Raw genomic sequence first — 26454 nt, forward strand, 5'->3', positions numbered from 1 at the left:
ACTGTCGAAGGCGGGGTGGGTCGGATGGCGGGGGTGTGAGCCGCATGGATGCGGCGACCAAGCCTCCATGGACGGATTCACGGCGTCCCCCGCCATCCGACCCACCCCGCCAACCCGCAGCAATCCTGCCGTTGCTGTTGCTGTTGCTGTTGCTGTCGCCTCTGCAGGTGCAGGGCTGCAAGCCCTGCCAGAACACCTACGTCACCCAGCCTGCAATCACCAGCAACGCGAGGATCGCCAGCCACAGCAGCAGCATCCGCCACACCAGGCTCATCGCATCACGCAGGTCCGGCAGCCGCTGCCACACCGGCAACAGCCCGGCCTCGGTGTAATCGTGCGCATCTTCGCGCAGCTCGGCGTTGACGCTGGCCCGCGCCACCGCGCCCAGGAACCCGATGGTGCCGGCCAGCCGCTCGCCATGCGCCTGGCGCCACGCCTTCCACGCCGTATCGAAGTTGCCCACCAGCGCCATCGAAAACGCCATCAGCTGCGCCACCGGCCACTCGATCCAGCCCAGCAGGCGCTGCGCCAGCGCCAGCGGCTCCACCGGCACGCGGGCACGCATCGGGCTTTCCGCCATCAGCGCCAGCAGCCGGTACCCCAGCGCACCGGCCGGGCCCAGCAGCAGGAACCAGAACAGCACCGCGAACCAGCGCCGCAGCGCGTTGAGCACGGTGGCCTCGACCAGCGACGGCACGTCTTCGCGCAGGCTGCCACCGGCCGCCTGCAGGTTGCGCACGGCGGCCTGACGCGTTGCGGCGTCGTCCGCATCGATGATCGCTTCGATATCACGATCCAGATCACGCGGCCCCCAGCACCAGGCCAGCACCGCCACGCCCAGCATCAGCGACGGCAGCCCGAACAGCACCCCGCGCAGCAGCCATGCCAGCAGCGCCATCAGCAGCAGCGGCGGCAGCAGTGCCAATGCAACACCGGCCGGTCCCTGCCACGCCTTTCCGCCATGCGCGTCCAGCCAGCCCAGCCAGCGCCGGAAGCCGTCGAAACGGCGCAGCGAGGCGGCAGCGGCCGGGGCAACATGGCCCAGGGCCAGTGCCACCAGCACGGCGGCCAGAGTGGTGAACATGGCAGGTCTCCCTACGAAACGGAACGCTCGGCGCCGTTACCTTACCTGTCGCAGCGGCGCCCCTCAGCGGTGAACCGGACTGTAACCCGGGCCGTGTTCAGGTGGCGGCAATACAGCGGCCACAACCGGCCCTGCCGCAGGCCGGTTCAGCCCTGCTGCTCGCGGTACCAGTGTTCGATCAGGCCGCGCGAAATCGAGATCGGCGGCGACAGGCGGATGCCTTGGCCATCGTCGTCCACATCGCGTGCCAATGCTGCGCCAACCTCATCGGCAGTGAACCAGCGCGCGTCTTCCAGTTCGCCATCCACAGTCGGCAGGTCATCCTGCGCCTGTGCACGGAAACCGATCATCAGCGCGCCGGGGAACGGCCACGGCTGCGAACCGAGGTACTGGCAGGCGGTCACCCGCACCTTGCTCTCCTCGTGCACTTCACGCACCACGGTCTGCTCGAACGTCTCGCCGGGTTCGACGAAGCCGGCCAGCACCGAGTAACGACGCGGGGCCCAGTTCGACTGCCGGCCCAGCAGCAGCCGGCCCTGGTTCTCCACGGCGACGATCACGGCGGGATCGACACGCGGGTAGTGCTCGGTGGAACACTGCGCGCAACGGCCGACGAAGCCGCCTCGGGCAAACGCCACGGCGCCGCCGCACACACCGCAGAAGCGGGTGCGCGAGTGCCAGTAAGACATGCCGCGGGCATAGCTGAAGGCGGTCGCATCGGCCATCGACCACAGCAGCGCGGCCTGGCGCAGGTCGAGGCGACGTGGTGCGGTGACGGTGACGCTGGCGGCTTCAACCGAGAACCATGCTTGTTCCCCGCGCAGGCCGAGGAAGATCGCGGAGCCGGGCCCCCCCCCGATGTCGGCGCCGGCCAGCGCCAGCGGCTGGTCGTCATCGCCGGTAAAGGCGCTGCCGTCCTGATCGAGCACGAGAATGCGCGCACCCGGCCACAGGCGCGCCAGTGCATCGGCATCGTCGCGCAGGGCATCGGCGCGCTCCAGCGGTTCGCCAACGAAGGCGAAACCGGAAAGCGGCGAAGAAGTATTGGGCATCCGGCAAGCGTGCCGCCAATCGATGCGGGTGGCAAGGTCGGCGCTGTGCGCAATCTGCTGTTGTGTGCATGGAGGCACAGAGCATCCACGCACGGCGTGGATCTACTGATCCGCTCTGGTGGGTGCCAACCGTGGTTGGCACATCCTGGCCACAGGGCTCTTACATGCTGAAGCTGCTGCCGCAGCCGCAGGTGGTCTTTGCGTTCGGGTTGCGGATCACGAACTGGGCACCGGTCAGGCTCTCGGTGTAATCCACCTCGGCGCCCATCAGGTACTGCAGGCTCAGCGGATCGACCAGCAGGGTCACCCCGCTGGTCTGTACCGCCAGGTCATCCTCGGCACGGTTCTCGTCGAACTCGAACCCGTACTGGAAGCCCGAACAGCCGCCGCCCTCGATGTACACACGCAGGGCCAGGTCGGGGTTGCCCTCTTCCTGGATAAGGGATTTGACCTTGGCGGCCGCCGACTCGGTGAAGTTCAGCGGGCGCTCCAGCGATTGGTAATCGGGCGCGGCAACCGGAGTGGCGCCGGGCAGGGAGACTAGCGTGCTCATGATGCCAGCATGGGGGTGCCGGGGATGGCTTTCAAGCCATCGCCTCGGCCAGCTTGCGGCGTGCAGCAGTGTCGCCCTTGCCGCCATTGGCCTCATCGCCTTCCGGCGCCGGCAGGGCCGCCATCGGGGCGCTGGCATGGATCAGGCGGCCGTTCAGCTGGGCGCCCGCATTCATCTCCACCACCTGGTAATGGACGTTGCCATTGACCCGTGCGCTCGGGGTCAGTTCGACCTTCTCGGTGGCGTGTACATCGCCGTCCAGGCGGCCGCTGATGACCACCACCTGCGCGCGGATCTCGCCCTCGATCACGCCATGCTCGGCGACCGTCAGGGTCGCGCCACTGGCGCCTTCGGCGGCGATCACCTTGCCATGGATGCGGCCTTCCACGTACAGGCCACCACTGAATTCCACATCACCGCGGATCACCACCTGGTTGCCGATCAGGGCATCCACCACCAGCTGGCCTTCACGGTTGGATTTGCTGCTTCCGAACATCTGCCTACTCCCCTTTGGCGGCCGGCGCACCGGCCTGTTTCCAGTCGAATACCTGGGTGGTACCCCCCGTACCACTCCCCAATGTCACCCGCACGCGTTGCGGGGTGAAGTCAGCCGGCAGCATCACGCTGCCGGTGAGCTGCTGGAAGTACCGGAACGAGTAATCCTGTCCCGGTACCTTGCTGCGCTGGTGCAGATCATCCCAGCTGATCGTGGCCAGCTTGCCGTTCCTGACGCCTTCCACGGTGAAGCGCATCTGCCCCTGGCTGATGGCGCCGCGGTTGAGGTTCTGGGTCAGCACGGCGGTGTACTGCCAGGTGCCGGCCGCTTCCGGGCTGAACTCGATCGAATGGGTGTTCAGGCCCTTGCGCTGGCTGGTCGAACCCACCAGGCGCTCATAGAAGGCAACGTCGGCACGCAGGCCGGCGATTTCCTCATCGCGCTCGGCCAGCGAGGACTGCACCTCGGTGTTGGCAGCGCGGCTGATGCGGTCGGAGGCTTCCAGCGTGGCCTGCTTCTGGCGCAGTTCGGTCAGCTGCGCCTGCAGCGTCTCGGCACGCTTCTCGGCGGCCTGCAGGCGCTGGCCCTGGGCATCGCGCGGGGTGGCCATCCAGCAGCCACCGAGCACGGCCAGCACCAGGCTGAGCAGCCAGATGCTGCCGATCACCAGCAGGCGGCGACGGTCGGCAGGCGGTTGCGGCGCGCCGGGCAGGCGGACCTGCACGCGCATGGGAGGACGGTTGGTCATGGGTGGTTTCCGGGGTATCGCAAGGGCGACACCGGTACGGCCCCTGTGGCAAACGACGGGCTAGTGTATGACAGGACGGGTGGGTTTCCTGCGCAGCAGCGAGCCACGGTCTGTGGCGTTCAGGCATGCCATCGTCGATAGTGTGGTCCCCTGCACAGTTCCGTCGCCGGAGCATCGCCATGACCGAAGCCCACCTGTTCGTGATCGGCATCCTGCTGGCCTGGCTGGCCGGCATCCGCGTCTACCTCACCGTGTTCGGTGTCGGCCTGGCCGGCCTGCTCGGCTGGGTCGACCTGCCCCCGGCCCTGCAGGCTACTGAATCGTGGTGGGTGCTGGGCACTTCGGCGGCGCTGGCGGTGACCGAATTCTTCGCCGACAAGATTCCCGGCGTGGACTCGGCGTGGGACCTGGTGCAGACCCTGGCACGTGTACCCGCAGGTGCCTTCCTTGCCGCAGCCACGCTGTCGCCGGATGGGCAGCTGGGTACCGGCGCACTTGCTGCCGGTGCCGGTGTCGCGCTGGCCAGCCATGGACTGAAAGCCGGCACCCGTGCCCTGCTCAATACCTCGCCCGAGCCTGCCAGCAACTGGGTGGCCTCCGCCGCCGAGGACACCGTGGTGGTCGGGGGCCTGGCCCTGGCCCTGGCGCACCCGTGGATCGCGCTGATCGTGGTGCTGGCCTGCAGCCTGGCGGGCGCGCTGCTGGTGTGGCTGGTCTGGCGCACCTTGTGGAAGGGCGTGCGCTGGCTGGCACGCAGTGCGTCGCCGGACGGTCCGCGCCAGCCGGGTACCGGTTGAACCTCGGGCTTGTCGCATAATGGACGCGAACACCAGGAGCACCGATGGCCGCAAACGAATCCCCCGCGGGCGCCCGCCCGGGACGCGCTGAATCCCCTCCGGCCGATCATTGGCAACGCTGGGCCGCGGAGCCGGCGAGCGCGGTCGCCGCAGTACCCGCAGTGGTTCCGCCGTTGGCCAGCTCCGACATGCCCGCATCGATCGGCAGCGCGCCACCGCCTCTGCCGGGCCCGGCCTTCCTGACCGAGGCTGGCAACAACGACCAGGCGCCGTTGGCCTCCGATTCGCCCTACCGCGTGCTGATCGTCGAGGACGACCGCGCCCAGGCCCTGTTCGCGCAGAGCGTGCTGCACGGCGCCGGCATGCAGGCGATCGTGCACAGCGACGCCGATGGCGCGCTGCAGGCGATCAAGGAACACCGTCCCGACCTGATCCTGATGGATCTGCACCTGCCCGGACTGGATGGCATGCGACTGACCGCACTGATCCGCCAGCAGCCCGGCCTGCAGCTGCTGCCGATCGTGTTCCTCAGCGGCGATCCGGATCCAGAGCGCCAGTTCGAAGTGCTCGACAGCGGCGCCGACGATTACCTGAGCAAGCCGATCCGCCCGCGCCACCTGATCGCCGCCGTGGCCAACCGCATCCGCCGCGCACGTGCGCAGGCCGCGACCCTGCCCGGTGCCAGCGGCGTGCCGGCCACCAGCAATCCGGAAACCGGCCTGCCGACGCGCCATCACGTGCTGCAGCAGCTCAACACCGCACTCGCCCACCGCGACCGGGGCGGTGTGTTCTTCATCGAAGTGGCCAGCGCGCTGGGGCTGCGCGAACGCTATGGTTATGCCGCCTTCGAGCGCCTGATGGTACAGGCCGGGCAGCGCCTGGCCGAGGCCGGCCATCCACACCTGCTGGCACGCCTGAACGACAACAGTTTCCTGCTGCTGGCCCGCAACGCCGACGAAGATGCCCTGGAAGGCATCGCCGCTTCCCTGCGCGAGCAGCTGTCGGCGCGTGCCTTCGTGATCCGCGACGACGAATCGGTGCACCTGCGCGGCGTGGTGGGTTATGCGCCGCTGTCGCCGGGCTTCGACGATGCCAACGCTGCACTGGAAGCGATCGAGCGCACCACCCTGCAGGCACGCCTGCTCAGCGCCGGTGTGGCGGGCCATGTGCACCGCCAGGCCGTCACCGAACAGGAGCACCTGGCACTGCTGGAAGGCCAGCTGGAGCTGGCCTATCAGCCGATCGTCGCCGTCGCCGGTGGCAACACCGCGCAGTACCAGCTGCTGCTGCGCCTGCGCCAGGCCGATGGCACGGTGCTGGCGGCCGGCCAGGTTATTCCGGCCGCCGAAGCGGCAGGCCGTATCGCCGACCTCGACCAGCAGGTGATGGAGCACGCGCTGGGCCTGCTGGATCTCTACCGGCACGCCACGCCGCCGCTGAACCTGTTCGTCTCGCAGTCGCTGCGCACCCTGCAGCGCGACGCCTTCGCCGACTGGCTGCTGGAATCGCTGCAGCAGCGTGACCTGCCGGGCAGTGCGCTGGTGATCGACGTGCGCCTGCCCGACGCACTGATCCACACCGTGCCGCTGCAACAGTTCTGCCAGCGCATGGCCGGCCCCGGGGTGCGATTCTGCCTGAGCCAGTTCGAGCCCAGCGGCGAAGCCGACGCCCTGCTGACCCAGCTGCCGCTGTCGTTCGTGCGCATGGCCGCGCGCTTCTCCAGCAGCCATGCCAACCCGGCCACGCGCGAGGAACTGCGCAAGGCGATCGAACAGGCACATGCGGCCGGGCTGCAGATCATCGGGCAGCAGATCGAGGACCCACAGGCCGCCGCGGCGATGTGGGTCGGCGGCGTCGACTACATCCAGGGCAACATGGTGCAGTCGGCCGGCAGCGACCTGAACTTCGACTTCCACAACGCGGTGCTCTGACGTGCCGCTGTGGGGCGTGCTGCTGGTTGCCCTTGCCGCGGCCGCCGTGGCGCTGCTGTTGGGCCTGCGCCTGCGCGCACGCAGCCGTGCACTGTCCCGGCTGCAACGCGCACACGATGCGCTCGCCGCCGAACGCGACCAGCTGCGCCGTACCACCGAACGCCAGGGCCAGCTGGAACAGCAGCTGCTGCAGGCCAAGCAGGCCGCCGAAGCAGCGGTGCTGGCCAAGGGCGAGTTCCTGGCCACCATGAGCCACGAGATCCGCACCCCGCTCAACGGCATCCTGCCGATGCTGGAGCTGATCGCGCACGGGCCGCTGGGCGAGGACCAGCGGCAGATGCTGGCCACCGCTTCGGCCAGTTCACAGCAGCTGCTGCGCATCGTCGATGACATCCTCGACTACTCACGGCTGGAAGCACAGGCGCTGGAACTGGAAATCACCAGCCTCAACCTGCGCGATCTGCTGGATGGCGTGGTGCAGCTGATGCAGCGCGCCGCCGACGCCAAGGGCCTGTCCCTGACCCTGCAGCTTGACCCGTCGGTGCGCCTGCCGGTGCGCGGCGACCCGGTACGCCTGCGCCAGGTGCTGAGCAATCTTCTGGCCAATGCCATCAAGTTCACCGCGCGCGGCCAGGTACAGCTGCGCGTGCAGCGGCTGGGCGAAGGCGCGGCCCAGCACCAGCTGCGCTTCGAGATCATCGACACCGGCATCGGCATCGATGAGGCACTGCAGGCACGCCTGTTCCAGTCCTTCAGCCAGGCCGATGCCTCGACCACGCGCATCTACGGCGGCACCGGCCTGGGCCTGGCCATCTGCAGGCGCATCATCGACCTGATGCACGGGCAGATCGGCGTGCAGTCCACGCCCGGCCAGGGTGCTACGTTCTGGTTCGAGATTCCGCTGCTGAAGGTGCCCGGCGACCTGCCGGCGATGGCCCGCGCGCCGACAGCGCTGCTGCTGTTCAGTGCCGATGCAATGCTGCAGAAACGCATCGAGCGCATCGCCGCCCACCATGGGCTGCAGGTGCAGATGCTGAGCCAGCTGGACGCCGTGGTCGAACAGCTGCGCACCGCGCCGCAACCCGGGCAACCGGCACCGGCGTGGCTGCTGGTCGATGCACGCGCGCGGCGCAGCGGCGAGGCGATGCTGCAGCAGGCACTGGCCGAGCGCGGTGACGACGACGCACTGCAGGTGCTCTGGCTGCAGGATGATGCACCAGCGCAACGACCGCGCCAGCGCCAGCTGCCCACGCACTTCGACGATGCCGCACTGCATGCACTCCTGGCCGCACCTGTCACGCCTGCCCGTCCTGCCGCCCTGCTTTCCAGTGCCGGAGATGGGGTACCCGCGCCGGTGCTGCCGCCACTGCACCTGCGCGTGCTGCTGGTGGAAGACAATACGGTCAACCGGATGGTGGCCGAGCAGCTGCTGCGCGTATTCCAGTGCGAGGTGCGCAACGCCGTCGATGGCGAGCAGGCATTGGCCGCACTTCGCGAAGGCGGCGTGGACATCGTGCTGATGGATTGCCAGATGCCGGTGCTGGACGGCTACGCCGCCACGCGCCACTGGCGTGCGGAAGAAGCGGAAACCGGGCGAGCGCGCCTGCCGATCATCGCGATGACCGCCAATGCCATGGCCGGCGACCGCGAGCGCTGCCTGCAGGCTGGCATGGACGATTACCTGTCCAAGCCGATCGCCCGCGCCACGCTGCATGCGCTGTTGAAGCGCTGGGGTGGCGGTAAAGCCGCATCACCTGCACGGCCTTCTGCAGAGCCGAGCATGGCTCGGCTGACGGCCAACAGCAGTGGGGCTCCATCAGCCGAGCATGGCTCGGCTCTGCAGGACGATGACAGCCGAGTGGGCTCCAAGCCACAACCGGTACTCGACCGCGATGTGCTGGACGAACTGCACGCGGTGATCGGCGACGCCGCCATCCAGATCGTGTCGGTCTTTCTTGACGATGCGCCAGCGATGGTGCAGCAGCTGCAGCAGGCCGCGCAGAGCCGCGACGAGCCCCGCCTGCAGGCGGTCGCGCACAGCCTGAAATCGTCGAGTGCGAACGTGGGAGCCCTGTCGCTGTCGGCGGTCGCGCAGCGCATCGAACGCGAGGCCCGTGGTGGCAGCCTGCAGCGCCCCGCGGTGGCGGTCGCGCTGCTGGTTGCCGAATTCGCCCGGGCACGTGTGGCCCTGACGGGCTACCTGGCGCAGCATCGTGCGGGCCAGGACAGCTGACTCACTCTTCCAGCTTGCTCAGCAGGTACTTGGGCTCGCCGATGCGCTCGATCAGGTCGAGCTGGGTTTCCAGCCAGTCGATGTGTTCTTCTTCCGAATCGAGAATCTTCACGAACAGCTGGCGGCTGACATAGTCGCCGACCGAATCGGCATAGGCGACGGCCTCGCGCAGGGTGACCACGCCGTCGCGCTCCAGCGACAGGTCGCACTGCAGGATCTCGGTCGGGTTCTCGCCGATGCGCAGCTTGCCCAGCGCCTGGAAGTTCGGCAGGCCTTCGAGGAACAGGATGCGGTCGGCGAGCATGTCGGCATGCTTCATCTCGTCGATCGATTCCTTGTACTCGTGCTCGGCCAGTTCCTTGATGCCCCAGTTCTTCAGCATCTTGGCGTGCAGGAAGTACTGGTTGATCGCGGTCAACTCGTTGTAGAGGACCTTGTTGAGGAATTCGATGACCTTGGTGTCGCCCTTCATGGGATGCTCCTGCACGCTGAAAACGCAGGCACTTTAACGCCTTGCCTGCGGCCGTGAAGGAACGCGAATCGTGCGCATTGGCCTGTGCGGCCGCGCGTGAAGAATGCGAAAGCGCGGCGTCAATGCGCCGCGAAGAAACGATCAGGCAACCTGGGCCAGGCCCAATACCGGCAGCGGCAGATCGTGGGTCGCACGCGCCTTGGCCAAGAGGTCCGCGGCCATGTCCAGGCAGGAACCGCAGGTCGCACCACAGCCGGTCCGCATGGTCAGTTCGGCCACCGTGCTGACACCATGGCTGGCGGCTTCGCGGATCTGGTGGTCGGTGACTCCGTTGCAGATGCAGACGTACACAGGCGGGAACCGGGCTGACAGGCCAGGAGCGGCCTGGTGGCTATTCCAATGGAAACGAGAATGGTTGTCAATCAGAGACCTGAACCATTCTCGATACCGTTCAGCCCGTCAGCTGGCTGGGCCATCACCCGTGGCCTTCTTCGGCCAGTAGCCGCGCGTCCGCGGGCGCTTGCGCGGGCGGTCGTGGCCGGCCGTGTGGCCGGGCATCCAAGCCTCGGCGGCGCTCTTGGGCATGGCGGTTACGCCCTGTCCGGCGACCCCGCGCGCCAAAGGCGCCAGATGACGCAGTGCGCGCGCATAGACGCCGCGCTTGAACACCACCACATGCTCCACCGGGTACCAGAAATCGACCCAGCGCCAATGATCGAACTCGGGCGAGTCAGTGTGGTCCAGCTTCACATGGGATTCGTCGCCGGTCAGGCGCAGCAGGAACCAGACCTGCTTCTGGCCGATGCAGACCTGCCGCTCGTTGCGGCGGATGGCCCGCGCCGGCAGCTTGTAGCGCAGCCAACCGGGCGTGGCCCCGAGCACTTCCACATGCTCAGGCAGCAGGCCGGTTTCTTCCTGCAGTTCACGATACATGGCCTCGACGGGCGTCTCATCGGTGTTCATGCCCCCTTGCGGGAACTGCCAACCATCCCGGCGCACGCGTCGTGCCCAGAACACCTGGCCGTCCTGCCGCATCAGCACAATGCCGACGTTCGGTCGATAGCCGTCCGGATCGATCACGATGCGGACTCCTAAGAAAATCTACTGCCCGGGACTATCCCACGCCCTCTGTCGGCCCACAAGCACGGCACAAAAGTGTTGACAGGGACGGTACACATCCGCAGAATAGCGGGCTCACCAAGGCTATGTAGCTCAGCCGGTTAGAGCACAGCACTCATAATGCTGGGGTCGGTGGTTCGAGTCCACCCATAGCCACCACACTGAAAATGAAGTTGTTTTTCAGCGTGATAAGTGAGAAAATCGTTGTACGTTTTGCCCCGTCGCCAAGCGGTAAGGCACCTGACTCTGACTCAGGCATTCGGTGGTTCGAATCCATCCGGGGCAGCCAAATTAAAAGCAAAAGGCCAGATCGAAAGATCTGGCCTTTTGCTTTTAATTTGGTCACGCATTCCACCTTATCCCCGCGCCTGTCGGCGCACCCCCTTGAACAACAAGGGGGCTCTTCTCCAGAGAGAGGCCCGGGGTCGGACATGCAAAAAGACGGGTAGTGCCGGCCGCTGGCCGGCAACCACGAAATGCCTGACTCCAAAACGACAAAAGCCCGGCCGAAGCCGGGCTTTTGCTTTTCCATCCAGCGGGCCCCCGAAGGAGCCCAACCAGGCGCAGCAGATCAGCGCTTGGAGAACTGGGTGGCGCGGCGGGCCTTGTGCAGACCGACCTTCTTACGCTCGACTTCGCGGGCGTCGCGGGTCATGAAGCCAGCCTTGCGCAGCTCGGACTTCAGGCTTTCGTCGTACTCGACCAGCGCACGGGCGATACCCAGACGGATCGCACCGGCCTGGCCGGTGGTGCCGCCGCCAGCGGCGGTGACCAGGATGTCGAAGCTTTCGGTGTTCTTGGTCAGCTCGAGCGGCTGGCGCACGATCATGCGCGCGGTCTCACGACCGAAGAACTCGTCCAGCGGACGACCATTGACGGTGATGTTGCCCGAACCCTTGCGCAGGAACACGCGAGCGGTGGAGGACTTGCGGCGGCCAGTGCCGTAGTTTTGAGTGATAGCCATGATTAGATATCCAGAACCTGCGGCTGCTGTGCGGCGTGCGGATGCTCAGTGCCGGCGTAGACCTTGAGCTTGCGGTACATCTGGCGACCCAGCGGGCCCTTCGGCAGCATGCCCTTGACGGCGATCTCGATCACGCGCTCCGGGTGGCGCTCCAGCGCCTGGGCCAGGGACTCGGTCTTCAGGTTGCCGATGTAACCGGTGAAACGGTGATACATCTTGTCCTGCAGCTTCTTGCCGGTGACGGCAATCTTTTCTGCATTGATGACGACCAGGTAGTCGCCGGTATCAACGTGCGGGGTGTAGACCGGCTTGTGCTTGCCACGCAGACGGCGGGCCAGCTCGGTGGCGAGACGGCCCAGGGTCTTGCCCTCGGCGTCGACGAGGTACCAGTCGCGCTGGACGGTCTCGTTCTTGGCAGTGAAAGTGCTCATGAAGAACTCTAGGTTAGGTCGGGCTCATTGCGGCGAAAGGCTCGCCGGAACTCTGCCACGCGTTGTGAAAAGGTGAAGCGCAAGAGGCGGGATTGTACTGGCCTTGCCAGCCACTTGCAAGTGGACCGTCAGGCCGGGTTGGCACGGACGCAGGGCCGGGCGAGAATCGGGGGGAACTTCCGCCCCACCGCGTACTGCCATGACCGTGCTCCGCCAGACCACCCCGCTGGACCACCTGCTGACCGAGGCGCAGCGCGCCCTGGACACGGTGTTCGGCAACCCACCGGCGGCCCGCCCCTACCCGGCTGCGGAGACCGACGAGCCCGGCATGGGCAGCGCCGAGCGCCGCCATGCCGCCGGCCTGATGCGGATCAACCACGTCGGCGAAGTCTGTGCGCAGGGCCTGTATTTCGGCCAGGCCGCCGTGGCCCGCGACCCGGCCACGCGTGAACACCTGCTGGAAGCGGCCCAGGAAGAGACCGACCATCTGGCCTGGTGTGCCACCCGGCTGGCCGAACTGGACAGCCGTCCCAGCCTGTTCAACCCGCTGTGGTACGCCGGCAGCTATACCATCGGTACGCTGGCCGGGCTGCGCGGTGACGGCTGGAACCTCGGCTTCGTGGTCGAGACAGAGCGCCAGGTGGAGGCCCACCTGGACGAGCATCTGGTCGACCTGCCGCCCGGCGACCTGCGCAGCCGCGCGGTCATCCAGGTGATGAAGGAGGACGAGGCCCGCCATGCCGAGCACGCCGAGCAGGCCGGCGCACGCCGCCTTCCGTTCCCGATTCCGGGCGCGATGGCACTGGCCTCCAGGGTGATGAAGACCATCGCCTACCGCATTTGAAGGGTCGCCCGCACCAACGGTGCGGGCCTACCAGGAGGTGCGGGGGGGCCGACGGTGGGGCCCGACCGTTGGTCGGGCCATCAATCAGTTGGGCGAGACCAGCTTCAGGCCGATCACGCCGGCTACGATCAGGCCCACGCAGGCCAGGCGGGCCGGCGATGCGCTGTCGTTGAACAGGTAGATGCCCAGCACCGCCACGCCCATGGCACCGATGCCGGTCCAGATCGCATAGGCCGTGCCGACCGGGATGCTCTTCATCGCCTGGCTCATCAGGTACAGGCTGATCAGGGCGGACACCACCGTGGCAACGGTGGGCAGGGGTTTGCTGAAGCCTTCGGAGTACTTCATTCCGAGGGCGAAACCGATCTCGAACAGGCCGGCCAGCAGCAGGTAGATCCAGGGCATGGGTGGGGGCTCCTTACCTTTTTGGGAAAAAACGAAACGGCCCGGTGTTTTCACACCGGGCCGTGGGTCGGTACATCACCATGGAGCCAATCGCGCGTGCGACGCCAGTTCCACGGGGCGGGTCGTCCCGCCTGGGTGGCGATGCCTGCGGGCATCGCACATGGGGCTTACTCGGACAGGTTCCGGCCGTGGAACAACTCTTCGATCTCGCGCTTGAGCAGCGCCTCGATCTTCATGCGCTCCTTGAACGACAGGTTCCTGGCCTTTTCCTCGAACAGGTACTGGTCCAGGTCGAAGTCCTTCAGGTGCATCTTCGTGTGGAAGATGTTTTCCTGGTAGACGTTGACGTCGAACATCTCGTAACGCGACTTGATGTTCTTGGCCAGGAAGTTCTGGATCGAGTTGATCTTGTGGTCGATGAAGTGCTTCTTGCCCTTCACATCACGGGTGAAGCCACGGACGCGGTAGTCCATGATCACGATGTCCGATTCCAGGCTCTCGATCAGGTAGTTCAGGGCCTTCAGCGGGGAAATGACGCCACAGGTGGCCACGTCGATGTCCGCGCGGAACGTCGCGATACCTTCCTGCGGATGGGTCTCCGGGTAGGTATGGACCGTGATGTGGCTCTTGTCCATGTGCGCGACCACGGCGTCGGAGATCAGCTCCTTGCCGGCCAGCTTCTTGTCGATCACCGGTTCTTCGGAGATCAGGATGGTCACCGAGGCACCCTGCGGGTCGTAGTCCTGGCGGGCCACGTTCAGGATGTTGGCGCCGATGATCTCGGCGACATCGGTCAAGATCTGAGTCAGCCTGTCGGCGTTGTACTCTTCATCGATGTATTCAATGTAACGCTGACGCTCCTCTTCGGTGCGCGCGTAACACACGTCATAGATGTTGAAGCTCAGCGCCTTGGTGAGGTTGTTGAAACCCTGCAGCCTCAGGCGAGGCAACGGCTTGACCACGGCGGTCGATTCCTGTGTAAGAAGGGAAAGGGGGAATTATGGGGCAAACTGCCCCCGGGGGGAACGTGAAGAGCGCTCACATCTGGCACACTGTTTGCCCTTAACAATTGCGCTGGTTAAGCTCCGCTATCGACCCCGTGAATCCGTTCATGCGCAGAGGGAGCGCTCCTATCGTGTCAACCGTGCGCCTAGCTAGCAGTCCACTGGCCCTGGATATCGCCACAATCGATCGTTTCCTGGCGCACAGCCACAGGCGGCGATACCCCACCCGTACCGACGTCTTCCGGCCCGGGGACCCGGCGGGAACCCTGTATTACGTCATCAGCGGCTCGGTTTCGATCATGGCCGAGGAAGATGACGATCGCGAGCTGGTGCTGGGCTACTTTGGTGCCGGCGAATTCGTCGGCGAGATGGGCCTGTTCGTCGAATCGGACCGCCGCGAGGTGATCCTGCGGACCCGTACCGCCTGCGAGCTGGCTGAAATCAGCTACGAGCGCCTGCATCAGCTGTTCCTCGGCCCGCTGTCGGCCGATGCCCCGCGCCTGCTGTATGCGCTGGGCCAGCAGATTTCCAAGCGCCTGCTCGACACCAGCCGCAAGGCCAGCCGCCTGGCGTTCCTGGACGTGACCGACCGGATCGTGCGCACCCTGCACGACCTGGCGCAGGAACCGGAGGCGATGAGCCATCCGCAAGGCAGCCAGCTGCGTGTATCGCGGCAGGAGCTGGCGCGCCTGGTCGGCTGCTCGCGCGAGATGGCCGGCCGCGTGCTGAAGAAACTGCAGACCGACGGCCTGCTGCATGCCCGCGGCAAGACCGTGGTGCTGTACGGCACCCGTTGACCGTTGAGCACCCGGTGGGTGCGGACCTTGGTCCGCACTCCCTGGCGCGCTAGGCTCGGTGCATGGAGCTGAGCAGCGAATTCTGGTGGTTCATCCTCATCGGCCTGGGCGCACAGCTGGTCGACGGCGCGCTGGGCATGGCGTTCGGCCTGGTGTCCTCGTCGGTGATGCTGAGCATGGGCCTGCCGCCGGCGCAGGTCAGCGCCAGCATCCACACCGCTGAAGTGTTCACCACGGGCGCCTCGGGGGTGTCGCACCTCGCAGCCGGAAATGTCGATAAACGCCTGTTCCTGCGCCTGGCCCTGCCCGGCGCAGTGGGCGGCGCCCTGGGCGCGTACGTGCTCACGCAGCTCCCGGGCGAGATCATCCGGCCACTGATCTACCTGTACCTGCTGGTGCTGGCGATCATCATCCTGGCCCGCGCCGCTGGGCGCTGGATGCCCAAGGGCGAGATCCGCCGGGTGCCGGTGCTGGGCTTCTTCGCCGGCCTGCTCGACGCCAGCGGCGGCGGTGGCTGGGGGCCCATCGCCACGTCCACCCTGCTCGCCCGCGGCGGCCAGGCGCGCACCACCATCGGAACAGTCAACGCAGCCGAGTTCGTGGTCACGTTGACGGTGTCAGCGACCTTCCTGTTGTCGATGGGCGTGCAGCACCTGCAGATCGTCGCCGGCCTGCTGATCGGCGGCATGATGGCCGCGCCGGTGGCGGCGATCCTGGTCAAGCGGGTGAAGGAGCGCTGGGTGCTGGTGGCCGTGGGCGTGCTGGTGCTGGGCATCAGCCTGTTCCAGATCGGCCACGCGGTGTACGGGCACCTGGGGCGCTGAGCGCTTGCCGGCCAGCGGCCGGCACTACCGGACGGAGAAGCGCCGGCACAACCGCGACGGAGAAGGGTAGTGCCGGCCGCTGGCCGGCAGATCCGTCATCGTGCGATGGGGTCGGAGGCCCTACGGGGATCTGACCCCGGGCTACGCCTTGTCACCGCCGCGGTCAGCGCAGCCCCAGTTGAGGATGCGGGTGCCGGCGGGCAGCACGCGGCGGAAGAACGCCACCCGGCCCGGCTTCGGGTTCACCACCACCGGTGCCTTGGCCGCCAGCAGCAGCGGCAGGTCGGCGGTGCTGTCGGAGTAGGCGATATCGATATCGCCGTAGCCGCGCTCGCGCAGCATGCGCATTTTCTCTTCGTTGTGGCAGTGACGGGTTGGACCGACGCCGCCCAGCCGTGGGCCGACCTCGGTACCGATCACCGGCACATCCTGATGGGCCACGAAGGCCAGGATCGCGCGTGCAAGCTCCGGCGGCGCACCTGTGGCAACCACCACGCGGTCGCCCTTGGCCCGATGCGCGGCGAACACCTCCAGCGCCTGCGGCAGCAGCTTGGCGCGCATCTGCGCCTCGTTGCGCAGCACATAGGCGTCGATCACCTTGTTGAAATCGCGCGCACGGTGCAGGCCGAAACTGCCGATCCACACGTAGACCGAAATGCCGGCACGACGGGTCGGCAGCAGCGCCACCATCGGCCCGGCGATCGGCGTGACCAGCAGCGCCGCCAGCATGCGCAACGGGTTGCGCTTGATCAGCGAGGCGAACAGATGGGTGCCCGAATCGCCGTCGTAGAGGGTGTGGTCGAAGTCGAAGACCACCAGCGGCGCATCCTCGCGCGGCGTCGGATAGTGCGTTTTCATGCCGCGAAGAATAGCTGACGCAGGCCCTCGCCCGGCTCTTCCACGCGCATGAAGGCCTCGCCCACCAGGAACGCGTGGATGCCGGCATCACGCATCAGCGCCACGTCCTGCGGCCCCAGGATGCCACTCTCGGTGACCAGCAGGCGGTCGCGCGGCACGGCCTGCTGCATGTCCAGCGTGGTCTGCAGCGACACCTCGAAGGTGCGCAGGTTGCGGTTGTTGATGCCGATCATCGGTGCCGGCACCTGCAGCGCACGCTCCAGTTCGTCGATGTCGTGCACTTCCACCAGCACGTCCATGCCCAGCGACAGCGCCAGTTCGGACAAGGTGGCCAGCTGGGTGTCGTCCAGCGCGGCCACGATCAGCAGGATGCAGTCGGCGCCCAGCACGCGCGCTTCGTACACCTGGTAAGCGTCGATCACGAAGTCCTTGCGCAGCACCGGCAGCGTGCAGGCCTCGCGGGCCTGCTGCAGGTAGGCGTCGGCACCCTGGAAGAAGTCCACGTCGGTCAGCACCGACAGGCAGCTGGCACCGCCGAATTCGTAGCTGACGGCGATGTCGGCCGGGCGGAAGTCCGGGCGGATCACACCCTTGGATGGGCTGGCCTTCTTCACCTCGGCGATCACCGCCGGGTCGCCATTGGCCACCGCCGCCTGCAGCGCGCGCACGAAGCCGCGTACCGGCGGGGCGCTGGCCGCGGCGGCCTGCAGCTCCTCAAGCGGGCGCTGGGCGCGGCGCTGGGCCACTTCTTCGGCCTTGCGGGCCAGGATCGTCTGCAGGATGTCGCTCATCGTCTTCGGGTCGGTGCGGGGGCGGTGAGGACGGCCATTATCGGGCCATCGACGGGGTCAGGCTGAACCGCGCGCTCAGGCAACCAGCGCGCGGGTGGTTTCAATGTACTGCTGCAGGCGCTGGCGGGCGCTGCCATTGGCGATGGCGGCACGGGCACGGGCCAGGCCATCGCCGATATCGCTGGCCACGCCGGCAACGTACAGGGCGGCACCGGCATTGAGCGCCACGATGTCCAGCGCCGGGCCCGGCTCGTTGTCCAGCACCGCGCGCAGCATCTGGATGGACTGTTCCGGGCCGTCCACGCGCAGGTTGCGGCTGGCCGACATGGCGATGCCGAAGTCTTCCGGGTGGATCTCGTACTCGCGGACCTTGCCGTCGCGCAGCTCGCCCACCAGGGTGCCCGCCCCCAGCGAGATCTCGTCCATGTTGTCGCGGCCCCAGACCACCATCGCGCGCTCGGTGCCCAGTTCGCGCAGCACGCGGGCCTGGATGCCCACCAGATCGGGATGGAACACGCCCATCAGCACAGACGGCGCGCTGGCCGGATTGGTCAGCGGGCCGAGGATGTTGAAGATGGTGCGCACGCCCATCTCGCGGCGTACCGGCGCGACCACCTTCATCGACGGATGATGGATCGGCGCGAACATGAAGCCGATGCCGGTCCGCTCGATGGCCGCGGCCACCTGATCCGGCTGCAGTTCGATCACCGCGCCCAGCGATTCCAGCGCATCGGCACTGCCGGACTTGGACGACACGCTGCGATTGCCATGCTTGGCCACGCGCGCGCCGGCGGCGGCCGCGACGAACATCGAGCAGGTGGAGATGTTGAAGGTGTGCGAGCCATCGCCACCGGTACCGACGATATCAACCAGGTTGGAGGTATCGGCCACCGGCACTGGCCGGGCGAATTCACGCATCACGGTGGCCGCCGCGGCGATTTCGTCCACGGTCTCCTTCTTCACGCGCAGGCCGGTGAGGATCGCGGCGGTCATCATCGGAGACACATCGCCGCGCATGATCTGCCGCATCAGGTCGACCATTTCGTCGAAGAAGATTTCGCGGTGCTCGATGGTGCGATGCAGGGCTTCCTGGGGGGAGAAGCTCATGGGTATGCTCCTTGGATCAGGCCGCCGGGCGCTGGAGGAAATTGCGCAGCAGCGCGTGGCCGTGTTCGGTGAGGATGGATTCGGGATGGAACTGGACGCCTTCCACCGGGAACTGGCGGTGGCGCAGGCCCATGATCTCTTCGATCGAGCCGTCCTCGTTCTCGGTCCAGGCGGTCACTTCCAGGCAGTCGGGCAGACTGTTCTTGTCCACCACCAGCGAGTGGTAGCGGGTGGCCTGGTAGCGGTCCGGCAGGCCGGCGAACACGCCCTTGCCTTCATGTCGGATCGGCGAGGTCTTGCCGTGCATGATGTTGCCGGCGCGGATGACGGTGCCGCCGTAGACCTGGCCGATGCCCTGGTGGCCCAGGCACACGCCGAGGATCGGCGTGGTCGGGCCCAGGCGTTCGATCAGCTCCAGCGAAACGCCCGCTTCGTTGGGGGTGCACGGGCCGGGCGAAATGACGATGCGCTCGGGCTTCTGCGCGGCGATCTCGTCCACGCTCATCACATCGTTGCGCACCACCTTCACTTCGGCGCCCAGCGTCTGCAGGTACTGCACGAGGTTGTAGGTGAAGCTGTCGTAGTTGTCGATCATCCACAACATGGTCAGGTTCCGTCGCTTATCAGGAAAATGGCGTACACGTTTTCGGTGTAGGTGATGGGGCCGGCTTCAATGGATTCGGGCTCAGCGGGCGCGGGCGCGGAGGCGGGCGCGTAGCTGCCGGTCACCGAGATCCTGTCGAGGTCCCCGCCGTCCTCGCCCTGCTGGGGCCATTGCCCGGCCCGGATGCCGTAGGCGAAGTCCGGCGCCACATCGGAGATGCTGTACAGGCCACGCACTCTTGTTCCATAGGCCTTGGCCAGGCCCTGCGCGGACTCGCGGGTCTGGGCCGCTGCCTCGCCCTTGAGTTCGCGGCGCAGCGCCACTTCGCCCGAATAGGTCGGCGCCAGGCTGCTCACCTGTACGTTCTCGTTGGCCTTCAACGCCCCCAGCACATCCTGCATCGCCTTCACGCTGGCGAAGCTGGCACGCAGCTGGCGCGATACGCGGGTACCGATGAAGACCTGCCGGTTCTGCTCATAGCGCGTGGCCGGGCCGATCCGCAGGTTGTCCGCACGCACGCTGCCGTCCACCGCCTTGTGCTGCTTGAACAGTGCCAGCACGCGGGCAACGTTGTCCTGCACGCGGCGGCGCGCGGCGTCGGCGTCCATGTCGGTCTCTTCGATGTTCAACTGCAGGCCGAACCGGTCCGGCATCACCGTGCGGCTGCCCTGCCCCTTCACCAGCAGGTGCGGCTGCGAGGGAATCGTGTTGGCCTGCGCCCACGCAGACGGGGCCATCGTGGCCAGCAGTGACGACCACAGCAATGCGCTCAGCAGCTTCATGCGGTACTCCTTGTCTTGAATGGGAACAGCGGAAGGTGCCGCGGCGCAGGCCACGGCACGGGGAGGATCACAGGCCCTTGGCGGCCTGGGCGACGGCGCGGAACAGCGCGCGGCCCTTGTTCATCGTCTCATCCCATTCCTTGTCCGGGTCCGAGTCGTAGACGATGCCGGCGCCGGCCTGCACGTACAGGCGGCCGTCCTTGATCACCGCGGTGCGGATCGCGATCGCGGTATCGGCATCGCCGTGCCAGCCGATGTAGCCGATGCTGCCGGCGTAGACATTGCGCTTGATCGGTTCCAGCTCGCGGATCACTTCCAGCGCGCGGATCTTCGGCGCGCCGCTGACCGTGCCGGCCGGGAAGGTGGCACGCAGCACGTCGGCATAGCTCAGGCCCGGCTGCAGCTGCCCGGTCACTTCGCTGACGATGTGCATCACGTGGCTGTAGCGTTCGATCACGAACTGCTCGCCCACCTCCACGGTACCTGCCTTCGAGACGCGGCCGGCATCGTTGCGGCCCAGGTCAATCAGCATCAGATGCTCGGCGCGTTCCTTCGGATCGGCCAGCAGCTCGGCTTCCAGCGCCAGGTCCAGCTCGAGCGTGGCGCCACGCGGGCGGGTGCCGGCGATCGGGCGCACGGTGACTTCGCCGTCCTGAAGGCGTACCAGGATTTCCGGCGATGAACCGACCACCTGCAGGTCGCCGACATCCAGGAAGTACATGTACGGCGACGGGTTCAGTGCACGCAGCGCGCGGTACACATCCACCGGGCGCGCCTTGAACGGCACGCTCAGGCGCTGGCTGAGCACCACCTGGAAGATGTCACCGGCGCGGATGTATTCCTTGCTGCGCTGGACCGCATCGACGAAGCCTTCGCGGGTGAAGCCGGAGACGAAGTCGGACTCGTCCAGCACGTCGCTGTTGAGCGGTGCGGGATAACCGGCGCCGGGCGCGCGCAGCTTGGCAGTCAGCGCATCCAGGCGTGCCTGGGCCTGCTCGAAGGCGCCCTCGACCCGTGGGTCGGCGTGCACGATCAGGTACAGCCGGCCCTTGAGATTGTCGAACACGGCCAGCTCGTTGGAATCCAGCAGCAGGATGTCGGGCGTGCCCAGCTCATCGCGGCCGGCCGGCGGGGCCAGGCGTGGTTCGATGTAGCCGATGCACTCGAAGCCGAACCAGCCGACCAGGCCACCGGTGAAGCCCGGCAGGCCTTCCAGCTTCGGCACCGAGTGGGCGCTGCGCAGCGCCTCGACTTCGGCGAACGGGTCGGCCACCTCGCGGGTGTCCACCACCTGGCCGTCTTCGCGCACAGTCAGCGTGTGGCCATGGAAGGCGTACACGCGACGCGCCGGCAGGCCGATGATCGAGTAACGACCAAAGCGCTCGCCGCCTTCGACGGATTCAAACAGGTAGGTATTGGGGCCGTCGGCGAGCTTCAGATAGACCGAAAGCGGCGTGTCCAGGTCGGACAGCACTTCACGGACGACGGGAATGTGGGTGTGGCCTTCAGCGGCCTGCTGCTGAAACTGAGCGTGCGAGTTCAAGACGACTTTCCTTCCGGGACACAGCGTTATGGGGGCGGACGACGGCAACGGGCCACCATCGCCACCAACGGCGTGCGGAAGAAAGGGTATGCGGGGTCGTCAGGCTGGACACCCCCTGACTGTATCGCAGCCGGGGCGGGAGGGGAACCCTGGGAAACTGAACCACGGGAAAGCACAGGGCTCATGGCGGGGACCGGTGGGGGACCGGCGCGGGAACCGGTAGAGTCGACTGTTAGTCGACTTGCGCGCGTAGCGCGGGATTTTACGCCGTCGGAACGAAAAGCAGTCGACTAACAGTCGACTCTACCTCCCCTACCCAGCCAGCAACGGGCAACCGACCGGCAGGTGCATGCGCACCCTGCCCGGCACGCACGCGATGCGGAACTGGCGGGCCTGGACTGGTTCGCCGTCCAGGTTGAGGGTCAACGGGCGCTCGGACTCCACCTGCAGCCACGGCAGCCGCGCACGCGTGGCCAGCTGTTCCAGCGCCGCCTGGGTGCCCGACTTCAGCATCTGGCCGAGCGTGGCGGTGACCTCACCCTCCAGTTCCGGAAGCACGGTGACATCCAGCAGCCCATCGTCGATCACGGCCTGCGGGCACAACTGCTGGCCACCGCCGGCCTGGCGACCATTGCCGATGCCCAGGGCGATGAAGTCGCCTTCCCAGGCGAAATCCGGGCCGGACAGGCGCGCGGTGATCGGCTCGATGCGGCCCAGCTTGGCGATGCCGGTGATCACATAGGCCAGCCCGCCCAGCATCTTCTTCAGGCCGGCATCGGTCTCCACCGTCACCTGGGTGCCGAAGCCACCGCTGGCGAGATTGGCGCACCACCATTGCGTGCCATCGGCGTCCACGCGCAACAGGTCAATGGCGTGCGGCGTCGCCTGCCCGATCAAGGCGAAGGCCTCCTTCGGCTCAGTGGGAATGCCGGCAGCAGTCGCGAAATCGTTGGCGGTCCCCATCGGAATCAGCGCCAGCGAGGGCAGCGCATCTGCCGGCTCCTCACGATGTGCCAGTGTCTCGGCCACCGCACTGAGCGTGCCATCGCCACCGGCGGCCACGATCACGTCCACGCCATGATCGATCGCCTCGGCCACGTAGCGTTCGGCGTCACCCTCTTCCCAGGTCACCCGCACTTCCAGCTGCACGCCCTGTCCGCGCCAATGGCCGACGGCGTCGCGCAACTCATCGTTGCCGGCGGATTTGCCGTTGAGGATCAGGCGCCAGCGCGGGGTGGTCATGCAGAGCTTCCAGGGATGCGGTGGCACAGGCTAGCAATGCGCTGTTTTCCCGCGGTGAATGTCACGCAGATGTCATTCAGCTACCGGAGAATGGGAGTCCATAGCAGGGACGACGGATGGAGGCAGGATCAGCCTCCCACGCATGCAGCGAGGCCACGCCAGTGATTGGCGTGGCCTTTTTTTTGCCGGCCGTAGATCCACGCCATGCGTGGATGCATTTCACGTCAACCGTTGGCGAAATCGTGCAGCGCCTGGCCCTGCAGCCGGTACACGGTCCACTCGTCCTGCGGCTTTGCGCCGGCGGCGGTGTAGAACTCGATGGCCGGGGTGTTCCAGTCCAGCACCGACCATTCGAAACGACCGCAGCCTTCGGCCACGGCCTGGCGGGCGATGTACTTCAGCAGTGCCTTGCCGGCGCCGCCGCCGCGCTTCTCCGGGCTGATGTAGAGGTCTTCCAGGTAGATGCCCTTGCGGCCCAGCCAGGTGGAGTAGTTGTAGAAATACACCGCATAGCCGATGGCCTCACCGTCGGCTTCGCAGATCAACGCGCGGGCAGTCGCATCGGCACCGAACAGGCTTTCGGCAATACCGATCTCATCGGTCTGCACCGAATGCTCGGCCTTCTCGTAGATGGCCAGTTCGCGGATGAAGCGCAGGATCAGGCCAGCGTCGGCCACGGTGGCCGGGCGGATGTTCAACACGGCCACCGTACCCATGGCTCAGCCCCTTGCCGCAGCAACGTTCGCGCGCATCTGCGCGATCACGTCCTGGTAGCTGGTCCTGGCGTTGAAGATGGCCGAACCGGCAACGAAGGTGTCAGCGCCGGCGGCGGCGATCTCACCGATGTTGTCGGCTTTCACGCCACCGTCGATCTCCAGGCGGATGTCCTTGCCGCTGGCATCGATCATCTTGCGCACCACGCGCAGCTTGTCCAGCGCCGAGGGGATGAAGGCCTGGCCGCCGAAGCCCGGGTTGACCGACATCAGCAGCACCAGGTCCAGGTCATCCAGCACCCAGTCGAGGGTGTCCACCGGGGTGGCCGGATTGAGCACGATGCCCGGCTTGCAGCCCAGCGAGCGGATCAGCTGGATGGTGCGGTGCACGTGGCGGCTCGCCTCCGGATGGAAGCTGATGTAGGTGGCACCGGCCTCGGCGAAGTCCGGGATGATGCGGTCCACCGGCTCGACCATCAGGTGCACGTCGATCGGCGCGGTCACGCCGTGCTTGCGCAGCGCCTGGCAGACCATCGGGCCGATGGTCAGGTTCGGCACGTAGTGGTTGTCCATCACGTCGAAGTGGACCCAGTCCGCGCCAGCGGCGAGGACGTTGTCGACTTCCTCGCCGAGACGGGCGAAGTTGGCAGAGAGAATGGACGGGGCGATGAGGCAGTTGGACATGGCCGGGGCCTTCGGAACGGGGAAAGGATTCTCCCGCCCGCAGGCGGGACTGTCGGATCAGCGCTTGCGCAGGGTCTTGATGCGGTCGTAGGCGGCGTTGATGCGCCGCGACTTCTGCTCGGCCTGCTGCTGCAGCTCGGGGGCGGCGCCGCCAAGCTTGTCGGGGTGGTACTGCGAGATCAGCTTTCGGTAGGCGCGCTCGATCTCGGCATCGGTGGCCTCGGAGGTCAGCCCCAGCTCCCGGTACGGGTTCTCCTTGTTCAGGCGGAACCAGTCCGAATCAAAGGCATGGCCGATCAACAGGCCGACTACCGCGCCGAACAGCGGATTGGGCCGGAACAGCAGGGCCCCGGCGATGAAACCGAGCAGTTTTCCGTACCAGCGCATGGCGCCCCAGGGTCGACCGGCGAAATGGATGCTCATTTTACGTCACAGCGGGCCCGGACCGCTTTACACTAGGCCGCCCGCTGGTCAGCGGGCCCGCCGGGTCCGCTGGGCAGCCGTATCGACAACGCCCCAGGAGTGCCCGTGCCAACCACGCTGTTGCAATCCGATCTCCCCGGCCTGCCCTTGCGCCATCGCGGCAAGGTGCGTGATGTGTTCGATATCCCGCGCGAGCGGCTGCCTGCAGGGACCCCGCCGGGCGACTACCTGCTGATGGTGGCCACCGATCGCCTGTCGGCGTTCGACGTGGTCCTGCCCGACCCGATCCCGGGCAAGGGCGAGATGCTCTGCCAGGTCTCCAACTTCTGGTTCGCCAAGACCGCGCACCTGATGCCCAACCACCTGACCGGCATCGACGTGGCCAGCGTGCTGCCCGAAGGCGTGGACCCGGCCCTGTATGCCAAGCGCGCGGTGGTCACCCGCAAGCTGAAGCCGGTGCCGGTGGAAGCGATCGCCCGCGGCTACCTGATCGGCAGCGGCTGGAAGGATTACCAGCGCACCGGCAAGGTCAGCGGCATCGATCTGCCCCACGGCCTGCGCCAGGCCGAGCAGCTGCCCGAGCCGATCTTCACCCCCTCGACCAAGGCCGCCGTCGGCGACCACGACGAGAACATCGATTTCGACGCGATGGTGAAGCAGGTCGGTGCGGACCTGGCCGAGCGCGTGCGCGACGCCACCCTGCGCATCTACAAGTTCGCCGCCGATTACGCCCGCGAACGCGGCATCCTCCTGGCCGATACCAAGTTCGAGTTCGGTACCGACGCCGATGGCCGCCTGTACATCATGGACGAGATGCTGACGCCGGATTCCTCGCGTTACTGGCCGGCCGACGAGTACGAAGTGGGTACCAGCCCGCCGAGCTACGACAAGCAGTTCGTGCGCGATTACCTGGAGACGCTGGACTGGGGCAAGACCGCCCCGGGCCCGACCATCCCGGCCGAGATCATCGAGCGCACCCGCGCCAAGTACGCCGAGGCGCTGCAGCGCCTGGCCGGGATCAGCGTCGACTGATCCGCCTGCGCCCCCGGCCGGACAGGCGGGGGCACTCTGAAGGGGTAGTGCCGGCCGCTGGCCGGCAACCTCGGCGAATCCGCAGCCAGGCATGGCCTGGCTCTGGTAGTGCCGGCCGCCGGCCGGCAACCTCATGAACTCGGCTATGCTCTGGAGTGCCGGCCAGCGGCCGGCACTACCGTTGTCCGAGGAAGCAACGCAGCATGCAGACATCCACCGAGCTTGCGCGGCCGATCGACCGCTATTTCGCCAGCTACTCCGACGACCACCGCAATGTGATCAACCAGCGCATCCACGTGGTGGCGGTTCCGGCGATCCTGTGGTCGGTGGTGGCCCTGCTGTGGTGCCTGCCGCCGCTGATCACCTGGTTCCAGTACGGCATCTGGTCGGCGTTCGCGATGTTCAGCGCCTGGTGCTTCTACAACAAGCTGTCGCGCCCGCTGGGCATCGGCATGCTCATCCAGTTCTTCGTGTTCGGCTGCCTGTGCCGCCTGCTGGAAGCCGAAATCGGCCTGCAGGCCCTGCGCTGGCTGGCGGTGGGCGTGTTCGTGGTGGCCTGGATCGCGCAGTTCATCGGCCACAAATTCGAGGGCCGCAAGCCCAGCTTCCTGACCGACCTGACCTACCTGCTGATCGGCCCGGCCTGGGTGATGGCCAAGTTCTACCGCAAGCTGGACTGGCGCTACTGACCTGGCGGCGCCGACAGCGGCCGTCGTTTCCTGAACGGGCAGATTCCGTCACCCGTAGTCCACGGGAGCCCTGCCAGCCTGCGACGGTGATCCGCTCCCCATTGCCCGCCCGTCGACGGCAGCCCCTGTGCGACAGGGCCTGCGGTCTCCCTGCGGGGGCGTAGGGCGTCCCCCGAGGGCAAGCGAGGAGAACACGCAGGAACGCGATGTTGCGTCGCAGAAAATATGAATC

Annotated in this window: 30 protein-coding genes and 2 tRNA genes; 10 read left to right on the forward strand and 22 right to left on the reverse strand. The window is 66.9% G+C overall.

The window, feature by feature from the left end; all coding sequences use genetic code 11:
- Window positions 1–196 precede the first annotated feature (196 nt).
- The 5 genes from ampE to AC5P7R_RS08870 all read right to left on the reverse strand — a co-directional run bounded on the left by ampE (window position 197) and on the right by AC5P7R_RS08870 (window position 3933).
- Entirely contained in the window at window positions 197–1084 is an 888-nt protein-coding gene (gene ampE, locus AC5P7R_RS08850) for a regulatory signaling modulator protein AmpE (protein WP_021203729.1), read from the reverse strand.
- A 146-nt stretch (window positions 1085–1230) separates the two neighbouring features.
- Window positions 1231–2136: an NAD(+) diphosphatase gene (nudC, locus tag AC5P7R_RS08855; RefSeq protein WP_134735180.1), complete on the reverse strand. Its 906-nt coding sequence runs from the start codon at window positions 2134–2136 to the stop codon at window positions 1231–1233.
- Window positions 2137–2296: 160 nt separating this feature from the next.
- A complete protein-coding gene (erpA, locus tag AC5P7R_RS08860) occupies window positions 2297–2689 on the reverse strand; it encodes an iron-sulfur cluster insertion protein ErpA (protein ID WP_005419789.1) in 393 nt (130 codons plus the stop codon).
- 31 nt (window positions 2690–2720) lie between these two features.
- Window positions 2721–3185 carry a bactofilin family protein gene (locus AC5P7R_RS08865; RefSeq protein ID WP_006398829.1) on the reverse strand — a complete coding sequence of 155 codons (465 nt, stop codon included), beginning with the start codon at window positions 3183–3185 and terminating at the stop codon, window positions 2721–2723.
- A 4-nt stretch (window positions 3186–3189) separates the two neighbouring features.
- A complete protein-coding gene (locus AC5P7R_RS08870) occupies window positions 3190–3933 on the reverse strand; it encodes a DUF6776 family protein (RefSeq protein WP_478436059.1) in 744 nt (247 codons plus the stop codon).
- A 179-nt stretch (window positions 3934–4112) separates the two neighbouring features.
- Here AC5P7R_RS08870 and AC5P7R_RS08875 point away from each other — a divergent pair, with 179 nt between their 5' ends.
- Genes AC5P7R_RS08875 through AC5P7R_RS08885 form a run of 3 tightly spaced genes read left to right on the forward strand, consistent with a single transcriptional unit; the run spans window position 4113 to window position 8894 of the window.
- On the forward strand, window positions 4113–4730 hold the full coding sequence (locus tag AC5P7R_RS08875) for a DUF4126 domain-containing protein (RefSeq protein WP_019661497.1): 618 nt from the start codon (window positions 4113–4115) through the stop codon (window positions 4728–4730).
- 44 nt (window positions 4731–4774) lie between these two features.
- Window positions 4775–6661, forward strand: a complete 1887-nt coding sequence (locus AC5P7R_RS08880) for an EAL domain-containing protein (RefSeq protein WP_478436060.1) — start codon at window positions 4775–4777, stop codon at window positions 6659–6661.
- Window position 6662: 1 nt separating this feature from the next.
- Window positions 6663–8894, forward strand: a complete 2232-nt coding sequence (locus AC5P7R_RS08885) for an ATP-binding protein (protein ID WP_478436061.1) — start codon at window positions 6663–6665, stop codon at window positions 8892–8894.
- 1 nt (window position 8895) lies between these two features.
- Here AC5P7R_RS08885 and bfr read toward each other — a convergent pair whose 3' ends face one another.
- The 3 genes from bfr to AC5P7R_RS08900 all read right to left on the reverse strand — a co-directional run bounded on the left by bfr (window position 8896) and on the right by AC5P7R_RS08900 (window position 10446).
- Entirely contained in the window at window positions 8896–9366 is a 471-nt protein-coding gene (gene bfr, locus AC5P7R_RS08890; RefSeq protein WP_005414691.1) for a bacterioferritin, read from the reverse strand.
- A gap of 141 nt (window positions 9367–9507) precedes the next feature.
- Window positions 9508–9717 carry a (2Fe-2S)-binding protein gene (locus AC5P7R_RS08895; RefSeq protein ID WP_019661500.1) on the reverse strand — a complete coding sequence of 70 codons (210 nt, stop codon included), beginning with the start codon at window positions 9715–9717 and terminating at the stop codon, window positions 9508–9510.
- A 108-nt stretch (window positions 9718–9825) separates the two neighbouring features.
- The gene (locus tag AC5P7R_RS08900; protein ID WP_019661501.1) at window positions 9826–10446 is read right to left on the reverse strand and encodes an RNA pyrophosphohydrolase; all 621 of its coding nucleotides are present in this window, start codon (window positions 10444–10446) and stop codon (window positions 9826–9828) included.
- Window positions 10447–10567: 121 nt separating this feature from the next.
- Here AC5P7R_RS08900 and AC5P7R_RS08905 point away from each other — a divergent pair.
- Both AC5P7R_RS08905 and AC5P7R_RS08910 read left to right on the forward strand, forming a co-directional pair.
- Window positions 10568–10644, forward strand: a tRNA-Met gene (locus AC5P7R_RS08905).
- A gap of 55 nt (window positions 10645–10699) precedes the next feature.
- Window positions 10700–10774, forward strand: a tRNA-Gln gene (locus AC5P7R_RS08910).
- Between the two features lie 282 nt (window positions 10775–11056).
- On the opposite strand, the gene rpsI is transcribed toward AC5P7R_RS08910, so the two are convergent.
- Window positions 11057–11449, reverse strand: a complete 393-nt coding sequence (gene rpsI / locus AC5P7R_RS08915; protein WP_019661502.1) for a 30S ribosomal protein S9 — start codon at window positions 11447–11449, stop codon at window positions 11057–11059.
- Window positions 11450–11451: 2 nt separating this feature from the next.
- The gene (rplM, locus tag AC5P7R_RS08920) at window positions 11452–11880 is read right to left on the reverse strand and encodes a 50S ribosomal protein L13 (RefSeq protein ID WP_005414692.1); all 429 of its coding nucleotides are present in this window, start codon (window positions 11878–11880) and stop codon (window positions 11452–11454) included.
- Between the two features lie 199 nt (window positions 11881–12079).
- Between rplM and coq7 the strand changes: the two genes are divergently transcribed.
- Window positions 12080–12724, forward strand: a complete 645-nt coding sequence (gene coq7, locus AC5P7R_RS08925) for a 2-polyprenyl-3-methyl-6-methoxy-1,4-benzoquinone monooxygenase (protein WP_019661503.1) — start codon at window positions 12080–12082, stop codon at window positions 12722–12724.
- 84 nt (window positions 12725–12808) lie between these two features.
- Here the strand turns inward: coq7 and AC5P7R_RS08930 are convergent, their stop codons facing one another.
- On the reverse strand, window positions 12809–13129 hold the full coding sequence (locus tag AC5P7R_RS08930) for a DMT family transporter (RefSeq protein WP_005419816.1): 321 nt from the start codon (window positions 13127–13129) through the stop codon (window positions 12809–12811).
- A 167-nt stretch (window positions 13130–13296) separates the two neighbouring features.
- Entirely contained in the window at window positions 13297–14091 is a 795-nt protein-coding gene (speD, locus tag AC5P7R_RS08935; RefSeq protein WP_019661504.1) for an adenosylmethionine decarboxylase, read from the reverse strand.
- Between the two features lie 149 nt (window positions 14092–14240).
- Between speD and crp the strand changes: the two genes are divergently transcribed.
- Both crp and AC5P7R_RS08945 read left to right on the forward strand, forming a co-directional pair.
- Complete coding sequence (gene crp / locus AC5P7R_RS08940; protein WP_010482649.1) at window positions 14241–14930, forward strand: cAMP-activated global transcriptional regulator CRP; 690 nt, start codon at window positions 14241–14243, stop codon at window positions 14928–14930.
- A gap of 62 nt (window positions 14931–14992) precedes the next feature.
- Window positions 14993–15754 (forward strand): sulfite exporter TauE/SafE family protein, encoded by a 762-nt coding sequence (locus AC5P7R_RS08945; RefSeq protein WP_019661505.1) that lies wholly within the window; start codon window positions 14993–14995, stop codon window positions 15752–15754.
- Window positions 15755–15895: 141 nt separating this feature from the next.
- Here AC5P7R_RS08945 and AC5P7R_RS08950 read toward each other — a convergent pair whose 3' ends face one another.
- From AC5P7R_RS08950 to AC5P7R_RS08995, 10 genes are all read right to left on the reverse strand, one after another.
- Window positions 15896–16612: a haloacid dehalogenase-like hydrolase gene (locus tag AC5P7R_RS08950; protein ID WP_021202670.1), complete on the reverse strand. Its 717-nt coding sequence runs from the start codon at window positions 16610–16612 to the stop codon at window positions 15896–15898.
- A complete protein-coding gene (trpC, locus tag AC5P7R_RS08955) occupies window positions 16609–17403 on the reverse strand; it encodes an indole-3-glycerol phosphate synthase TrpC (RefSeq protein ID WP_019661507.1) in 795 nt (264 codons plus the stop codon). Before trpC ends, AC5P7R_RS08950 begins: the two co-directional genes overlap by 4 nt.
- Before the next feature lie 75 nt (window positions 17404–17478).
- A complete protein-coding gene (trpD, locus tag AC5P7R_RS08960; RefSeq protein WP_227853785.1) occupies window positions 17479–18510 on the reverse strand; it encodes an anthranilate phosphoribosyltransferase in 1032 nt (343 codons plus the stop codon).
- 16 nt (window positions 18511–18526) lie between these two features.
- Entirely contained in the window at window positions 18527–19114 is a 588-nt protein-coding gene (locus AC5P7R_RS08965) for an anthranilate synthase component II (RefSeq protein ID WP_019661509.1), read from the reverse strand.
- Window positions 19115–19116: 2 nt separating this feature from the next.
- A complete protein-coding gene (locus tag AC5P7R_RS08970; RefSeq protein WP_021202668.1) occupies window positions 19117–19896 on the reverse strand; it encodes an SIMPL domain-containing protein in 780 nt (259 codons plus the stop codon).
- 67 nt (window positions 19897–19963) lie between these two features.
- Window positions 19964–21439, reverse strand: coding sequence for an anthranilate synthase component I (gene trpE, locus AC5P7R_RS08975; RefSeq protein ID WP_111103628.1), 1476 nt, complete (start codon window positions 21437–21439; stop codon window positions 19964–19966).
- A gap of 312 nt (window positions 21440–21751) precedes the next feature.
- Complete coding sequence (gene yegS / locus AC5P7R_RS08980; protein ID WP_227853784.1) at window positions 21752–22681, reverse strand: lipid kinase YegS; 930 nt, start codon at window positions 22679–22681, stop codon at window positions 21752–21754.
- 224 nt (window positions 22682–22905) lie between these two features.
- Window positions 22906–23388, reverse strand: coding sequence for a GNAT family N-acetyltransferase (locus AC5P7R_RS08985; protein ID WP_026347198.1), 483 nt, complete (start codon window positions 23386–23388; stop codon window positions 22906–22908).
- A 12-nt stretch (window positions 23389–23400) separates the two neighbouring features.
- Window positions 23401–24078 (reverse strand): ribulose-phosphate 3-epimerase, encoded by a 678-nt coding sequence (gene rpe, locus AC5P7R_RS08990; protein WP_206621322.1) that lies wholly within the window; start codon window positions 24076–24078, stop codon window positions 23401–23403.
- A gap of 57 nt (window positions 24079–24135) precedes the next feature.
- A complete protein-coding gene (locus tag AC5P7R_RS08995) occupies window positions 24136–24465 on the reverse strand; it encodes a J domain-containing protein (protein WP_008265098.1) in 330 nt (109 codons plus the stop codon).
- 141 nt (window positions 24466–24606) lie between these two features.
- On the opposite strand from AC5P7R_RS08995, the gene AC5P7R_RS09000 reads away from it, so the two are divergent.
- Both AC5P7R_RS09000 and AC5P7R_RS09005 read left to right on the forward strand, forming a co-directional pair.
- A complete protein-coding gene (locus tag AC5P7R_RS09000) occupies window positions 24607–25533 on the forward strand; it encodes a phosphoribosylaminoimidazolesuccinocarboxamide synthase (RefSeq protein ID WP_227853783.1) in 927 nt (308 codons plus the stop codon).
- A 203-nt stretch (window positions 25534–25736) separates the two neighbouring features.
- A complete protein-coding gene (locus AC5P7R_RS09005; protein ID WP_021202665.1) occupies window positions 25737–26222 on the forward strand; it encodes an Mpo1 family 2-hydroxy fatty acid dioxygenase in 486 nt (161 codons plus the stop codon).
- The last annotated feature ends 232 nt before the right edge of the window (window positions 26223–26454 follow it).

It is taken from the genome of Stenotrophomonas sp. YJH_SMC_27 (genome assembly GCF_059369815.1).

What these genes read in the sequence shown, in the direction of transcription:
- yegS (WP_227853784.1), bottom strand. Translation starts at nt 22,681, where the DNA reads ATGACCACCCCGCGCTGGCGCCTGATCCTCAACGGCAAATCCGCCGGC.
- AC5P7R_RS08965 (WP_019661509.1), bottom strand. Translation starts at nt 19,114, where the DNA reads ATGTTGTGGATGATCGACAACTACGACAGCTTCACCTACAACCTCGTG.
- rpe (WP_206621322.1), bottom strand. Translation starts at nt 24,078, where the DNA reads ATGTCCAACTGCCTCATCGCCCCGTCCATTCTCTCTGCCAACTTCGCC.
- bfr (WP_005414691.1), bottom strand. Translation starts at nt 9,366, where the DNA reads ATGAAGGGCGACACCAAGGTCATCGAATTCCTCAACAAGGTCCTCTAC.
- ampE (WP_021203729.1), bottom strand. Translation starts at nt 1,084, where the DNA reads ATGTTCACCACTCTGGCCGCCGTGCTGGTGGCACTGGCCCTGGGCCAT.
- AC5P7R_RS08875 (WP_019661497.1), top strand. Translation starts at nt 4,113, where the DNA reads ATGACCGAAGCCCACCTGTTCGTGATCGGCATCCTGCTGGCCTGGCTG.
- nudC (WP_134735180.1), bottom strand. Translation starts at nt 2,136, where the DNA reads ATGCCCAATACTTCTTCGCCGCTTTCCGGTTTCGCCTTCGTTGGCGAA.
- AC5P7R_RS08970 (WP_021202668.1), bottom strand. Translation starts at nt 19,896, where the DNA reads ATGAAGCTGCTGAGCGCATTGCTGTGGTCGTCACTGCTGGCCACGATG.
- trpD (WP_227853785.1), bottom strand. Translation starts at nt 18,510, where the DNA reads ATGAGCTTCTCCCCCCAGGAAGCCCTGCATCGCACCATCGAGCACCGC.
- coq7 (WP_019661503.1), top strand. Translation starts at nt 12,080, where the DNA reads ATGACCGTGCTCCGCCAGACCACCCCGCTGGACCACCTGCTGACCGAG.
- AC5P7R_RS08870 (WP_478436059.1), bottom strand. Translation starts at nt 3,933, where the DNA reads ATGACCAACCGTCCTCCCATGCGCGTGCAGGTCCGCCTGCCCGGCGCG.
- AC5P7R_RS08950 (WP_021202670.1), bottom strand. Translation starts at nt 16,612, where the DNA reads ATGAAAACGCACTATCCGACGCCGCGCGAGGATGCGCCGCTGGTGGTC.
- AC5P7R_RS08930 (WP_005419816.1), bottom strand. Translation starts at nt 13,129, where the DNA reads ATGCCCTGGATCTACCTGCTGCTGGCCGGCCTGTTCGAGATCGGTTTC.
- rplM (WP_005414692.1), bottom strand. Translation starts at nt 11,880, where the DNA reads ATGAGCACTTTCACTGCCAAGAACGAGACCGTCCAGCGCGACTGGTAC.
- erpA (WP_005419789.1), bottom strand. Translation starts at nt 2,689, where the DNA reads ATGAGCACGCTAGTCTCCCTGCCCGGCGCCACTCCGGTTGCCGCGCCC.
- AC5P7R_RS08995 (WP_008265098.1), bottom strand. Translation starts at nt 24,465, where the DNA reads ATGCGCTGGTACGGAAAACTGCTCGGTTTCATCGCCGGGGCCCTGCTG.
- AC5P7R_RS08865 (WP_006398829.1), bottom strand. Translation starts at nt 3,185, where the DNA reads ATGTTCGGAAGCAGCAAATCCAACCGTGAAGGCCAGCTGGTGGTGGAT.
- AC5P7R_RS08945 (WP_019661505.1), top strand. Translation starts at nt 14,993, where the DNA reads ATGGAGCTGAGCAGCGAATTCTGGTGGTTCATCCTCATCGGCCTGGGC.
- trpC (WP_019661507.1), bottom strand. Translation starts at nt 17,403, where the DNA reads ATGAGCGACATCCTGCAGACGATCCTGGCCCGCAAGGCCGAAGAAGTG.
- rpsI (WP_019661502.1), bottom strand. Translation starts at nt 11,449, where the DNA reads ATGGCTATCACTCAAAACTACGGCACTGGCCGCCGCAAGTCCTCCACC.
- crp (WP_010482649.1), top strand. Translation starts at nt 14,241, where the DNA reads ATGCGCAGAGGGAGCGCTCCTATCGTGTCAACCGTGCGCCTAGCTAGC.
- AC5P7R_RS09005 (WP_021202665.1), top strand. Translation starts at nt 25,737, where the DNA reads ATGCAGACATCCACCGAGCTTGCGCGGCCGATCGACCGCTATTTCGCC.
- AC5P7R_RS08880 (WP_478436060.1), top strand. Translation starts at nt 4,775, where the DNA reads ATGGCCGCAAACGAATCCCCCGCGGGCGCCCGCCCGGGACGCGCTGAA.